This window comes from Shewanella sp. S1-49-MNA-CIBAN-0167 (assembly GCF_040310145.1).
GTDB classification, from domain to species: domain Bacteria; phylum Pseudomonadota; class Gammaproteobacteria; order Enterobacterales; family Shewanellaceae; genus Shewanella; species Shewanella psychromarinicola.
Map to the genome: position 1 here is coordinate 39859 of NZ_JBEOPO010000022.1, position 13326 is coordinate 53184.

The following is a 13326-nucleotide window of genomic DNA, read 5'->3' on the forward strand; positions in this document are numbered from 1 at the left end:
TGTATAAATTAAGTTTATCAAATTACTCACACCTTCGAGAAACTGAACACTATGTCAAAGCGTGATTATTACGAAGTTCTAGGTGTTGGACGAGACACCAGTGAACGCGAAATTAAAAAAGCGTACAAACGCTTAGCGATGAAATTTCACCCTGACCGTAATCCGGGTGACAAAGCCGCAGAAGCCAGCTTTAAAGAAATTAAAGAAGCGTACGAAATTTTAACCGACAGCGACAAGAAAGCGGCTTATGATCAATTTGGTCATGCAGGTGTCGATCCTAATCGTGGTGGACACGGCGGTGGCCAAGGTGATTTTGGCGACATCTTCGGTGATGTTTTCGGCGATATTTTTGGTGGTGGCCGCCGAGGTGGTCAACGTCAAGCTGCACGAGGCAGTGATTTACGTTACAACCTTGAATTGTCTTTGGAAGAAGCCGTACGAGGATTGACCAAAGAGCTGCGAATTCCGACATTAGCCGCGTGTGATTTATGTGACGGTAGTGGTGCTAAAAAAGGTACCTCGGCAAGCACCTGTGGTACTTGTCATGGCCAAGGCCAAGTACAAATGCGCCAAGGCTTTTTTGCTGTTCAGCAAGCCTGTCCTACTTGTCATGGTCGCGGTAAAATCATTAAAGATCCTTGTGGCAAATGTCATGGTGAAGGCCGTGTTGAACAAAGTAAAACACTGTCAGTTAAAATTCCAGCCGGTGTTGATACGGGTGACCGCATTCGTTTGACCAGTGAAGGTGAAGCGGGCGAGTTTGGCGCTCCTCCTGGTGATTTATATGTTCAGGTCAGTGTGCGTGAACACGCTATCTTTACCCGTGATGCCAACAATCTATACTGTGAAGTGCCTATTTCATTTAGTAAAGCGGCATTAGGCGGCGAGATTGAAGTACCAACCTTAGATGGCAAAGTTAGCCTTAAGATCCCAACAGAAACTCAAACTGGGCGTATGTTCCGTTTACGCGGTAAAGGGGTCAAGTCAGTTCGCAGCCATGCAGTAGGCGACTTGTTGTGCAAAGTCGTAATGGAAACACCTGTTAATCTGAATGACACGCAAAAAGAGTTACTGCGGGAGTTTGAAGCGACATTAACCGGTGAATCAAAAAAACATAGCCCAAAAGCAGAAGGTTTTTTTGATGGGGTTAAAAGTTTTTTTCAAGACTTAAATAGCTAATAGCCCTATTTTATCTCGTACGACGATTAAGGTTGTTTACCTCAAGGGTAAGCAACCTTTTTATTTATAGTGAGTTATTTTACTTCTGCAACCGTCCTCAGTAGACTTCGTCCATTGTTCACTTAGTGATAATCCCATGCCTTTTTCAACCTTAGCGTTATCTCCTGCTTTACTGTCTGCATTACCGGCAAGGCTCCACGAGCCGACTCGTATTCAAACTCTGGCTATTCCAGCTATTTTGGCCGGAAAAGATGTACTAGCCTTGGCGCAGACTGGCAGTGGCAAAACCTATGCTTATGGTCTCCCTTTACTGCAGACTGTTAATGCCCAGGTTAATGCCGATATAACGGCAATACAGGCTTTAGTCATTGTGCCAACCAGAGAGCTGGCTTCACAGGTGCATGATACTCTTAACCCTATAGCAATGGCGCTTGATATCACAATGGATTTGCTTTGCGGAGGAGAATTACAATCGTTACAAGTTGATCGTTTACACAAGCCTGCAGACATTATAGTGGCTACACCGGGGCGGTTATTGGAATTGACCCAGCAGAAAATAGTGGATTTGAGCTCAGTAAAACGATTAGTGCTTGATGAAGCCGATCGTTTACTCGATATGGGATTTATAGCCGATATCACCAAGCTATTAGCGCTAATGCCAAACAGACAGACATTATTATTTTCAGCAACATTTCCAGAGCCATTAGTGCAATTAACCCAGCAAGTCTTGTCCAAAAACTGCCAAAGAATTGAAGCAAACGTCCTGAATAGCGCCGTGGATGAAATTGAGCAACAATTGTATTTAGTCAATAAAGGCAGCAAGGCACAAGCCTTGATTAATTTGATTAATCAACATCAATGGTCGCAAGTTTTAGTGTTTATTAATGCTAAAGATGATGCTGATTCATTAACCAAAAAGCTACTCAAAGCCGGAATTTCATCTGCCGCGCTTCACGGCGATAAAGATCAAACATTACGCCGACAGACATTGGCTGATTTTAAAGCCCAAAAAGTGAGTGTATTAGTGGCAACGGATTTACTCGCTCGTGGGATCGATATTGAAGCGTTACCTGTGGTGATAAACGCTAACTTACCCAATAGTGCTCCTGTATATGTCCATCGAATAGGCCGTACTGCCCGAGCTGGGTTGCAAGGTGTTGCAATATCTTTGGTGAGTCATAGTGAAATGGAAAGCTTAAATGCCATTCGTGCGTTGACACAAAAGGCATTACCTTTGCAAGCATTAGTGGGTTTTCCGGTGACAGATAAACCGAGCGACTCAAGCAGTAAACGTCCGCCTCGCGACAAACAAGCTAATCGACGCACAACCAACAAACGCAGTATTCGTGACTTTACACCCCATAAAAAGACCTAATTGATTTAATTGATACTCAGTAATCTAGTCTCGACTGCCACTCATAATGACATTGTCATTTGGCAATAACACGTTTGCCCAGTAAAATGAGTCATCGCTTATCCATAATCAATGACTATAATTATTTTACTGACCGCTATGGCAAGTGAATAGTATAAGGATTTACCAGATGAAACCGTTAGTACTCAGTATGTTGTTGACTTCTTTATTAGTTGGCTGTGTGAATAATCAATCGCCGACAGGTCGAGGGCAAACCTTGCTTTTTTCTGATACGCAGATGCAGCAGATGGGCGCTCAGTCGTTTGAGACCATGAAGAAAACTGAAAAAATAAGTCAAAACCAAGCGCAAACCTACTATGTAAACTGTGTTGCCAAGCGTATTACGGCAGTATTACCCGTTCAGTCGCAACAATGGGACGTAGTATTATTTGAATCAGATCAAGTGAATGCATTTGCATTGCCCGGCGGTCACATTGGCGTATATAGTGGATTATTAAACGTCGCGGTTAACCAAGATCAGCTTGCTACTGTAATGGGACATGAAGTGGCCCATGTATTAGCCCAACATAGTAACGAGCAAGTGTCTCGTGCCCAGCTAACAGGGCTGGGTATGCAGGCTGCGGATGCTGCTATTGGGGCATCGGGAGTTGCCAATAAAGATCTGTATATGGCCGGACTTGGGTTAGGGGCTAAAGTGGGGATTATTTTACCCTTTGGTCGCAGCCAAGAATCAGAAGCTGATATCGTCGGTCTTGAGTTAATGGCTAAAGCGGGCTTTAATCCTAACCAAAGTATTACCTTGTGGCAAAACATGGCCAAAGCGGGTGGTGCGCAAGGGCCAGAGCTGTTGTCGACGCATCCGTCACACAGTCATCGCATTGAAGACTTGCAAGCGGCACAAAATCAAGTGATGCCGCTTTATACACAGGCAAGGAAACAGTCTTTGACTGAGTGTAAAATGGCTCACGTTAAATAGCGTTTTTTGCCAACATTGACGCAGTTAATTGTGATAAACTCTGGTGCGAATTTTTTATGTTTATTGAGAGAAAATTATTATGTCAGATTTGTTCAGCACAATGGAACAGCATGCTAGCTACGGTGTAGGTCGTCAAATGGGCGAGCAACTAGCAGCAAACTCTTTTGAAGGTATTGATATCCCTGCCGTTCAGGCTGGTCTTGCTGATGCATTTGCCGGTAAAGAAAGCGCAGTATCAATGGAAGAGCTTCAAGTTGCATTTACTGAAATTAGTCGTCGTTTACAAGAAGAGCAAGAAGCTGCTGCAGAAGAAGCTGCTGCTGAAGGTGAGGCATTCTTAACAGAAAACGCAAATCGTGATGATATTACGGTAACTGAGTCTGGCCTTCAATACGAAGTGCTTGTACAAGGTGACGGCGAAAAACCAACTTACGATTCAACTGTACGTACTCACTACCATGGTACTTTTATCAGTGGTGATGTATTCGACAGCTCTGTTGCTCGTGACCAGCCTGCTGAGTTTCCAGTATCTGGCGTGATTGCCGGTTGGACTGAAGCATTACAGTTAATGCCTATTGGCACTAAGCTTAAATTATATGTCCCGCATCACTTAGCTTACGGTGAGCGCGGCGCGGGTGCATCAATCCCGCCTTACTCAGCTTTGGTATTCGAAATTGAGTTGTTAGAAATTATCTAGTTATTAAAAACGCCTAAGTTAACTTAGGCGTTTTTGTATATGCTGTTTTTGTGTTTACCTTTAGTTAAAACTGGGAGAAATAAATGACTGCAAAAGTGAGAATTGCTGTAGTTGGTGCCAGTGGCCGTATGGGCCGTACACTGATTGAATCTGCTAAACAGCAAGAAGTCATAGTACTTGGCGCTGCTATTGATCGTACCGGGTCAAGTCTAATTGGTGTTGATGCTGGTGAACTCGCTGGTGTCGGCGCAATGAATGTTGCTATTACCGATTCACTTGATAGTGTTGTTAATGACTTTGACGTACTGATCGATTTTACCTCACCAGAATCTTCAATTATTTATCTTGATTGGTGTGCGAAAAATCACAAAGCAATCGTGATCGGTACCACAGGCTTTAATCATGCTCAAAAAACGCTAATTGGTGCCTATTCAGAACAAGTACCCGTGGTGTTAGCGCCTAATATGTCTGTTGGTGTGAATGTGATGTGGAAATTGCTCGCACTGACGACAGAAGTCATGGGTGATTATACCGATATCGAAATAATCGAAGCCCATCATCGGCATAAAAAAGATGCCCCGTCAGGTACCGCGCTTAAAATGGGTGAAATTATAGCCCAAACATTGGGTCGTGATTTAGAGCAATGTGCGGTATTTGGACGTGAAGGTATTACCGGTGAACGCGAACGTAATACCATTGGTTTTGCAACGGTTCGTGCTGGTGACATTGTGGGTGAACACACCGCTATGTTCGCTGATATGGGCGAACGGTTGGAAATAACCCATAAAGCAACGAGCAGGATGACCTTTGCTAATGGGGCGATGAGGGCGGCTTTTTGGCTCTCAGATCAAAATGCAGGTCTGTATGACATGCAGCAAGTATTAGGATTGAACTAGATAATAAAAACACCACTCGTTGGTGTTTTTTTTTGAAAACAATCCGACAAAATATAGACGTAAAAGTTAATTTCTTATAGACTCGCTAGAATTTGTCAAAATTTCGTAATGTAACGAAAATTGATATCTTAATGCAAAATAAAAATAGTGCAAAATAAAAACACCTAATTTAAGTGGCTTGGCTCTTTTCTGGAGGTCGCGTTGACACAGTCTGCCTTACTCGTACTCGAAGATGGAACCGTATTCTCTGGCACCGCAATTGGTGCTACAGGTATATCTGTTGGTGAAGTGGTATTTAATACTTCAATGACAGGTTACCAAGAGATCCTTACGGATCCTTCATATTCACGCCAAATAGTAACATTAACCTATCCTCACATCGGTAACACAGGTACTAATGATGAAGACACAGAATCGGATTCGGTTCATGCATGTGGCTTAATTATTCGTGACTTACCGCTTATGGCGAGTAATTTCCGCAACCAACAATCATTAAGCGATTATTTAAAAGCGAATAATGTGGTTGGTATTGCTGATATTGATACTCGCAAACTCACTCGAATTTTGCGTGAAAAAGGCGCTCAAGCCGGTTGTATTATGGTCGGCGACCTAGATGAAGCGAAAGCTCTGGCAGCCGCGAAAGCGTTCCCAGGGCTAAAAGGCATGGATTTAGCCAAAGAAGTGACCACCGATAAAGCGTATACATGGCGCATGGGTAGCTGGAAATTAGTCGGTGGTTTACCGTCTGAAACACCAGAAGCGGAACTCAAATATAAAATTGTCGCGTACGATTACGGTGTAAAACGTAATATTTTGCGTATGTTGGTTGATCGTGGTTGTGATGTGACTGTAGTACCCGCGCAAACCTCTGCTGCCGATGTACTTGCGATGAACCCAGATGGGGTGTTCCTATCAAACGGACCTGGCGATCCTGAGCCATGCGACTACGCCATTACAGCGATTCAACAAATATTAACAACAGAGATCCCTGTATTTGGCATTTGTCTAGGTCACCAATTATTAGCGCTTGCCTCTGGTGCTAAAACCTTAAAAATGAAATTTGGTCACCATGGTGCAAACCATCCAGTGAGCAATCTTAAAAATGGCAGCGTGATGATCACCAGTCAAAACCACGGTTTTGCTGCCGATGAAACCACGTTACCGGCTAACATTAAGGTGACTCACAAGTCATTATTTGATGGTTCATTACAAGGTATTCATCTATCTGACAAGCCTGCATTTAGTTTTCAGGGTCACCCTGAAGCGAGTCCAGGCCCAACCGATGCCGCGCCACTGTTCGATCATTTTATCGAGCTCATTGAACAATACCGTCAGCACGCTAAGTAGTTATCTGGGAGAAGACGACGCAATGCCAAAACGTACAGATATAAAAAGTATTCTTATCCTAGGTGCCGGTCCAATTGTTATTGGTCAGGCGTGTGAGTTTGATTATTCAGGTGCGCAAGCCTGTAAAGCGCTTCGTGAAGAAGGCTATCGTGTCATTTTGGTCAACTCTAATCCTGCGACCATTATGACCGACCCTGAAATGGCCGATGCAACGTATATCGAACCAATACATTGGGAAGTGGTACGCAACATCATTGCCAAGGAGCGTCCTGATGCAATTCTACCGACTATGGGTGGACAAACTGCACTGAACTGCGCCCTTCAGCTTGAAGCAAAAGGAGTGCTAAAAGAGTTTAATGTTGAAATGATTGGTGCGACAGCGGATGCGATTGATAAAGCTGAAGACCGCAGTCGTTTCGACAAAGCGATGAAATCTATTGGGTTAGATTGTCCTCGTGCTGGAATTGCGCATAACATGGATGAAGCTTATGGCGTATTAGATATGGTGGGCTTTCCCTGTATCATTCGTCCGTCTTTCACCATGGGTGGTAGCGGCGGGGGGATTGCTTACAACAAAGAAGAGTTTGAAGAGATTTGTTCTCAAGGCTTAGACTTGTCGCCAACTAACGAATTATTGATTGATGAATCATTAATTGGTTGGAAAGAATATGAGATGGAAGTGGTTCGTGACCGCAACGATAACTGTATTATCGTCTGTGCTATCGAAAACTTTGACCCAATGGGTGTTCACACCGGTGACTCAATTACCGTTGCGCCAGCACAAACCCTTACCGACAAAGAATATCAATTAATGCGAAACGCTTCTTTAGCCGTATTGCGTGAAATTGGTGTTGAAACCGGTGGTTCAAACGTACAGTTTGGTATTTGTCCTGATACGGGCCGTATGGTCATTATTGAGATGAATCCACGCGTATCTCGTTCATCTGCATTAGCCTCTAAAGCGACTGGTTTTCCGATTGCTAAAATCGCCGCAAAACTGGCTGTCGGTTACACATTAGACGAGCTAAGTAACGACATTACTGGTGGTAAAACACCCGCATCGTTCGAGCCTGCTATCGACTACGTTGTCACCAAAATACCGCGTTTTAATTTTGAAAAGTTTGCTGGTGCAAATGACCGCTTAACGACGCAAATGAAGTCTGTGGGTGAAGTAATGGCTATTGGCCGTACTTTCCAAGAGTCATTGCAAAAAGCCTTACGCGGCCTTGAAGTGGGTCGTAACGGTTTTGATTCGGTTGTTGATTTACAATCACCCGAAGCTATGCAACGTATTCGTCATGAATTAAAAGAGCCGGGTTGTGATCGTATTTGGTACATCGCTGATGCATTCCGTGCAGGGTTAAGTCGTGACGATATTTTCACATTGACTAATATTGACCATTGGTTCTTGGTTCAAATCGAAGATTTGATTAACCAAGAAGCGAAAGTCGCTGAACTGGGTATGTCAGGTTTAGAGAAAAACTACTTACGCCAATTAAAGCGTAAAGGTTTCTCTGATGCGCGTTTAGCCGATGTGTTAGGTGTCAATGAAAGTGAAATTCGTAAACTACGTCATCGCCATGAAATTCACCCAGTTTATAAGCGTGTAGATACTTGTGCTGCTGAATTTTCAACTGATACAGCTTACATGTATTCAACCTATGAAGAAGAGTGTGAAGCTAACCCATCGAACCGTGAAAAAATCATGATTCTGGGTGGTGGACCGAATCGTATCGGACAAGGTATTGAGTTCGATTACTGTTGTGTCCATGCGGCATTAGCATTACGCGAAGACGGTTATGAAACCATCATGGTTAACTGTAACCCTGAAACGGTATCAACCGACTACGACACATCTGATCGCTTGTACTTTGAGCCTGTAACGTTAGAAGATGTGCTCGAAATCGTGCGTATCGAAAAGCCAAAAGGCGTAATCGTACAATACGGTGGTCAAACCCCGCTTAAACTCGCGCGAGAATTAGAAGCCGCAGGCGTACCGATTATCGGTACCAGTCCTGATGCGATTGACCGTGCAGAAGACCGTGAACGCTTCCAACAAGCGATTCAACGTTTAAACATGAAGCAGCCTGAAAATGCTACCGTGACGACGGTTGAAAGTGCGGTGATTGAAGCTGAAATTATCGGTTATCCACTGGTAGTTCGTCCATCTTATGTGTTGGGCGGCCGTGCGATGGAAATCGTCTACGACAAGCAAGATTTACTGCGCTACTTTAATGAAGCGGTTAAAGTCTCTAATGCATCACCAGTATTACTTGATCACTTCTTAGATGATGCCATTGAAGTGGATATAGATGCTGTATGTGACGGTGAAACTGTGGTGGTTGGCGCCATTATGGAGCACATTGAACAAGCAGGGGTTCACTCTGGTGACTCAGGTTGTTCATTACCACCTTATACCTTAAGTGCTGATGTTCAGGCGAGAATGCGTGACCAAGTCTCTAAATTGGCTTTTGAGTTAGGCGTAATCGGCTTAATGAACGTGCAGTTTGCGGTAAAAGATAACGAAATCTATATGATTGAAGTTAATCCACGTGCAGCCCGTACCGTCCCGTTTGTGTCTAAAGCGACAGGTGTTCCTTTAGCTAAAATTGCCGCGCGTGTCATGGTTGGCCAAAGCCTGATTTCACAAAACTTTACCAAAGAAGTGATCCCACCTTATTTCTCTGTCAAAGAAGTGGTATTGCCATTTAACAAGTTCCCAGGTGTTGATCCACTGTTAGGTCCTGAAATGCGATCAACTGGTGAAGTGATGGGCGTTGGCGATACTTTTGCTGAAGCGTATGCAAAAGCACAACTGGGTGCCACATCTGAAGTACCTAAGTCTGGTCGTGCGTTATTATCTGTGCGTAATAGTGATAAAAAACGTGTTGCTGATTTAGCCTCTAAGTTAATTGAGCTAGGTTATCAAATTGATGCCACTCATGGTACCGCCATTATCTTGGGTGAAGCTGGGATTAATCCTCGTTTAGTTAACAAGGTACATGAAGGTCGTCCACACATTCTTGATCGTATTAAGAATGGTGAATATACCTACATTGTTAACACCACAGAAGGTCGTCAAGCCATTGAAGACTCTCGCCAGATCCGCCGTGGAGCATTGCGCTATAAGGTAAATTACACTACGACATTAAATGCCGCTTTTGCGACGTGTTTAGCGCATGCTGCAGATGATCGTATCAAAGTGACCTCAGTGCAAGAGTTACACAAACGCATTAAAGGTTAACTTTATTGTGTGCTAATGATTAAGGTCGCCATTAGGCGACCTTTTTTATGACATTTTGGTGAAGCATGACTAGCAAGTCGGTAAAAGCTTAGGTAAGCTGTCTGCCATCATCTAAAAGATGCATCCAAGAGACGCATGCTAACTAGAATGCGTACTTCCAACTGAATTTTGACTGTGTTGATTTTGTCAGCACGGGATGCTTTTGTTTTTAAAGGAGACAAAGACATTATGAGTAAGGTCCCAATGACTGTAATTGGCGCAGATCAACTACGTAAAGAACTGGTAATATTAAAGTTCGATCGCCGTCCAAAAATTACCGAAGCGATTGCTTCTGCGCGTGAATTAGGTGATTTAAAAGAAAATGCAGAATACCATGCTGCCCGTGAAGATCAGGGGATTTGTGAAGCGCGTATTCGTGACATTGAAGGTAAATTATCTAATGCTCAAATTATTGATGTCACCACATTAGACAATACCGGCCGGATCATTTTTGGTACTACAGTGACTATTTTGAACTTGGATACGGATGCCGAAGTGACCTATCGTATTGTGGGTGATGACGAGGCAGAAATTAAACAAAATTTAATTTCTGTTAATTCACCGATTGCACGTGGATTAATTGGTAAAAGTGAAGGCGATGAAGTATCGATTACCACACCCGGTGGCTTGACTGATTATGAGATCGTTGCGGTTAAATATATTTAAGCGATGTGAGTCAGCTAGGGTAAATATTTTCTAACAATATGTTTTAATTGTTAAATTAAAAAAGCCGGTTAAGTATTTATTTTATTTTATGCTAAATCCATTATCGATATAAATGATCACTAGCCTGACCTAGCACTAAATAGAATACTATTTAGTGCTTTTTTATATCTATTACAAACAGAGTGCATTCCATATAGACCAAAATAAATGTAAAAAAATTCATTTGCACATTAAAGGTGCAACAGATATTATCGCCTGGATTTACATTGCTGTTACATTTTATCGGGCAAAATACAACATTTTTTGAAACATTCCGTTGACAGATCCCGTTGAAACATTGCTTTGAAATTATGTTCTATCTTCTATCTTCTATTTAAATTATATTTCGACATTTTGATTTCAAATACTAGCAACTATGTCGTTTGATAAAATAAGGTCATTATGACGTTTCCATGGGCTCGTATACTACTCATGCTGGTAATTGTGGGGTTGTGTTCAATCTTTCTCATCAATAGCCACGTGTTGGTGTTAGCGTCGGTGCCATTTGCTACGTCTCCTGGATACTCTTACCCATATGATGTGGATACGGTGACAGATGATCGTATTTGTCAACAGCCAATAAGTTTAACCTCTCTTGATATAATGCTGTCTTCAGTTCAGTTAGTCGATGGTTCAATTGATAGTTCAATTGATAGTGATGTGCGTTGACATAAACCAACAGCCTTAAGTGACACGCTCACATCAGCTAACGATTTTCTGCATTGATTGAAAACGTCATTAGCTTTACTAATGAGCTTTACTGTAGATAGATGAGTTGGTTAAAACCGCTCATTACTGGCTATACATTTTTTATCCAGGCTTAACTCACCTCGATTTAGTGAGATCAAATATTATGAAATCCAAATCGAAAACGCATTAATTAAATCATTATTCTCAGTGGAAATACTGGTTATTAATTAGCATATTAATCATCTTGTTTATGAGTGCATTAGCGTCTTGGTATGGTGAAGAGTCGCGGTACACTCACAATTAACCCGGCCCAATCACTGACAGTAGAGCAATTCCATCATCTGCTATATTAAGCGGGGATCAACAGGTTACGCATCGAACAGCAACAAGATAATTTGTTTGTGGCAATAAATGGTGCCGATATTCTTATTAAAAATAAACGTTTTGATCTCAAAATGGTATTAGCCGTATTAAATAATGTATTAACGTATTATGCAGCAACGGGGGGGTCTTAAGTCGATCAATAATTGGTCGTCAAAGGTGGCTTGTGTTGTCTAATGGCTATGCCGTGTATTATGGAATATTCAAGTTTTCGCTTTGAGTGGCGTACAGCTTCTGGTGCGTTATTGGCTCTGGTATATGATGTGGTGTTTGTGTTGGTTTTTTGCGGTAAGCCAAATGGAATCAAATTTAACCGTACTGGCGGCTATTTTAGCTTACTCGTTTAATGACTCTATTATCGAAAATAAGATGGGTAAACAACTTATTACAAAGCCTTTGTGGGATGTGCCGGACATTAATAATGGCGCTATTAAGTCGACTTTTTTGAGCTCAATGGTGACATCAGAGACTACATTATAAACTGTATACGCATTATTGATTATGGATTATGGATTACGGATAATGGGTGGAGCACTATTGGAGGGAATTTAATCGCATTATTTATTGGGATCGTTACAGGTACTTGGTCATTTTTTTCAATTGATGCTACCTTGCCTGAATTTTTAGGATTAAAGGCACAACATTATTAAGTCGTTCCTTTACCCAACCATCCTTGATTAATGATAATTCATCTCTAATAAAAAAGCCGCTGAATTCAGCGGCTTTTTATAAAAGAATGCGAGATTATTTGGCTTTAGGCAAAGCAATCTTCATTTCGGCAGACTGACGGAAAATGACTAAGACATGACCGATAAGTTGCACTTTCGCAGACTGGGTTTCACGTACAATGGCGTCAACGATGGCATTTTTGAGCTCTCTGTCGGCAGAGGCTACTTTTACTTTAATCAATTCATGATGTGTAAGCGCGCTATCAATTTCAGCCAGAACACCTTCAGTTAGTCCATTGCCACCAAGCAGCACCACTGGTTTTAAACTGTGCGCCAGACCTTTTAAATGCTGTTTTTGTTTGGTTGTTAAGTTCATTTGTACCAACTTTTGCTGAGTTACTGTTGAAAAACGGGTATTCTACCCTTATATACACCTTATGTAACTCTGAATCGTTGCGGAATTTTAATGACAACAAAAAAACGTACGGCGAGCTCAAGTCGCTGGATGCAAGAACACTTTGATGATCACTATGTGAAATTAGCCCAGAAACGCGGTTTACGTTCACGAGCAGCATTTAAGTTAGAAGAGATCCAACAAAAAGATCACTTGATAAAACAGGGGATGACAGTTGTTGATTTAGGTGCAGCACCGGGTGGCTGGTCGCAAGTGGCCGTTAAACTTGCTGGCGACAAAGGTAAAGTCATTGCTTGTGATATTTTACCAATGGATCCGATTGTTGGTGTTGATTTCCTTCAAGGTGATTTTAGAGAAAACAAAGTACTCGAAGCATTGCTTGAGCGTGTAGGTCAAGATAAAGTGGATGTGGTACTATCAGATATGGCCCCGAACATGAGTGGTTCGGATGCTGTTGATCAACCTAAAGGTATGTATTTAGTTGAATTAGCGTTAGATATGTGTCATCAAGTGTTGACGCCCAACGGCTGTTTTGCTGTTAAAGTCTTTCAGGGGGAGGGCTTTGACGACTACATAAAAACAGTTAAACAGGCATTCAAAGTAGTAAAAACCCGTAAACCAGACTCCTCTAGAGCACGCTCTCGAGAAGTCTACTTAGTGGCGACTGGTTACAAGTTGTAGTAGTCTAACGTTAATAATCGCAGGACTGTTAAG

General features: G+C 42.3%; 12 protein-coding genes and 1 pseudogene. 12 read left to right on the forward strand and 1 reads right to left on the reverse strand.

Going from position 1 to position 13326, the window contains the following annotated elements:
* The first annotated feature begins 51 nt into the window (after window positions 1-51).
* The 11 genes and pseudogenes from dnaJ to AAEZ00_RS11900 all read left to right on the forward strand — a co-directional run.
* Entirely contained in the window at window positions 52-1179 is a 1128-nt protein-coding gene (gene dnaJ, locus AAEZ00_RS11850) for a molecular chaperone DnaJ (RefSeq protein WP_101032532.1), read from the forward strand.
* A gap of 136 nt (window positions 1180-1315) precedes the next feature.
* Complete coding sequence (locus AAEZ00_RS11855; RefSeq protein WP_124012085.1) at window positions 1316-2554, forward strand: DEAD/DEAH box helicase; 1239 nt, start codon at window positions 1316-1318, stop codon at window positions 2552-2554.
* A 169-nt stretch (window positions 2555-2723) separates the two neighbouring features.
* Complete coding sequence (locus AAEZ00_RS11860; protein WP_351088673.1) at window positions 2724-3530, forward strand: M48 family metallopeptidase; 807 nt, start codon at window positions 2724-2726, stop codon at window positions 3528-3530.
* A gap of 79 nt (window positions 3531-3609) precedes the next feature.
* Window positions 3610-4227: a BamJ family beta-barrel-assembly machinery protein gene (gene bamJ, locus AAEZ00_RS11865; RefSeq protein ID WP_101032529.1), complete on the forward strand. Its 618-nt coding sequence runs from the start codon at window positions 3610-3612 to the stop codon at window positions 4225-4227.
* 83 nt (window positions 4228-4310) lie between these two features.
* Window positions 4311-5123, forward strand: a complete 813-nt coding sequence (gene dapB, locus AAEZ00_RS11870) for a 4-hydroxy-tetrahydrodipicolinate reductase (protein WP_124012083.1) — start codon at window positions 4311-4313, stop codon at window positions 5121-5123.
* Window positions 5124-5312: 189 nt separating this feature from the next.
* On the forward strand, window positions 5313-6470 hold the full coding sequence (gene carA / locus AAEZ00_RS11875) for a glutamine-hydrolyzing carbamoyl-phosphate synthase small subunit (RefSeq protein ID WP_124012082.1): 1158 nt from the start codon (window positions 5313-5315) through the stop codon (window positions 6468-6470).
* Between the two features lie 22 nt (window positions 6471-6492).
* The gene (gene carB / locus AAEZ00_RS11880) at window positions 6493-9714 is read left to right on the forward strand and encodes a carbamoyl-phosphate synthase large subunit (protein ID WP_124012081.1); all 3222 of its coding nucleotides are present in this window, start codon (window positions 6493-6495) and stop codon (window positions 9712-9714) included.
* Window positions 9715-9942: 228 nt separating this feature from the next.
* A complete protein-coding gene (gene greA / locus AAEZ00_RS11885) occupies window positions 9943-10419 on the forward strand; it encodes a transcription elongation factor GreA (protein WP_101032525.1) in 477 nt (158 codons plus the stop codon).
* Window positions 10420-10860: 441 nt separating this feature from the next.
* Window positions 10861-11127, forward strand: coding sequence for a hypothetical protein (locus AAEZ00_RS11890; RefSeq protein WP_351077015.1), 267 nt, complete (start codon window positions 10861-10863; stop codon window positions 11125-11127).
* Between the two features lie 253 nt (window positions 11128-11380).
* Window positions 11381-11452 (forward strand): hypothetical protein, encoded by a 72-nt coding sequence (locus tag AAEZ00_RS11895; RefSeq protein WP_351077038.1) that lies wholly within the window; start codon window positions 11381-11383, stop codon window positions 11450-11452.
* A gap of 223 nt (window positions 11453-11675) precedes the next feature.
* Window positions 11676-12179, forward strand: a pseudogene (locus tag AAEZ00_RS11900) (protein translocase subunit SecF); the annotation flags it as partial.
* A gap of 94 nt (window positions 12180-12273) precedes the next feature.
* Here the strand turns inward: AAEZ00_RS11900 and yhbY are convergent.
* Window positions 12274-12573, reverse strand: coding sequence for a ribosome assembly RNA-binding protein YhbY (gene yhbY / locus AAEZ00_RS11905; RefSeq protein ID WP_101032524.1), 300 nt, complete (start codon window positions 12571-12573; stop codon window positions 12274-12276).
* A 90-nt stretch (window positions 12574-12663) separates the two neighbouring features.
* Here yhbY and rlmE point away from each other — a divergent pair, with 90 nt between their 5' ends.
* A complete protein-coding gene (gene rlmE / locus AAEZ00_RS11910; protein ID WP_101032523.1) occupies window positions 12664-13293 on the forward strand; it encodes a 23S rRNA (uridine(2552)-2'-O)-methyltransferase RlmE in 630 nt (209 codons plus the stop codon).
* The last annotated feature ends 33 nt before the right edge of the window (window positions 13294-13326 follow it).

Excerpts from the sequence above, each read along its gene's own strand:
- dnaJ (WP_101032532.1), top strand. The coding sequence starts at position 52 with ATGTCAAAGCGTGATTATTACGAAGTTCTAGGTGTTGGACGAGACACC.
- AAEZ00_RS11855 (WP_124012085.1), top strand. The coding sequence starts at position 1,316 with ATGCCTTTTTCAACCTTAGCGTTATCTCCTGCTTTACTGTCTGCATTA.
- AAEZ00_RS11860 (WP_351088673.1), top strand. The coding sequence starts at position 2,724 with ATGAAACCGTTAGTACTCAGTATGTTGTTGACTTCTTTATTAGTTGGC.
- bamJ (WP_101032529.1), top strand. The coding sequence starts at position 3,610 with ATGTCAGATTTGTTCAGCACAATGGAACAGCATGCTAGCTACGGTGTA.
- dapB (WP_124012083.1), top strand. The coding sequence starts at position 4,311 with ATGACTGCAAAAGTGAGAATTGCTGTAGTTGGTGCCAGTGGCCGTATG.
- carB (WP_124012081.1), top strand. The coding sequence starts at position 6,493 with ATGCCAAAACGTACAGATATAAAAAGTATTCTTATCCTAGGTGCCGGT.
- greA (WP_101032525.1), top strand. The coding sequence starts at position 9,943 with ATGAGTAAGGTCCCAATGACTGTAATTGGCGCAGATCAACTACGTAAA.
- AAEZ00_RS11890 (WP_351077015.1), top strand. The coding sequence starts at position 10,861 with ATGACGTTTCCATGGGCTCGTATACTACTCATGCTGGTAATTGTGGGG.
- yhbY (WP_101032524.1), bottom strand. The coding sequence starts at position 12,573 with ATGAACTTAACAACCAAACAAAAACAGCATTTAAAAGGTCTGGCGCAC.
- rlmE (WP_101032523.1), top strand. The coding sequence starts at position 12,664 with ATGACAACAAAAAAACGTACGGCGAGCTCAAGTCGCTGGATGCAAGAA.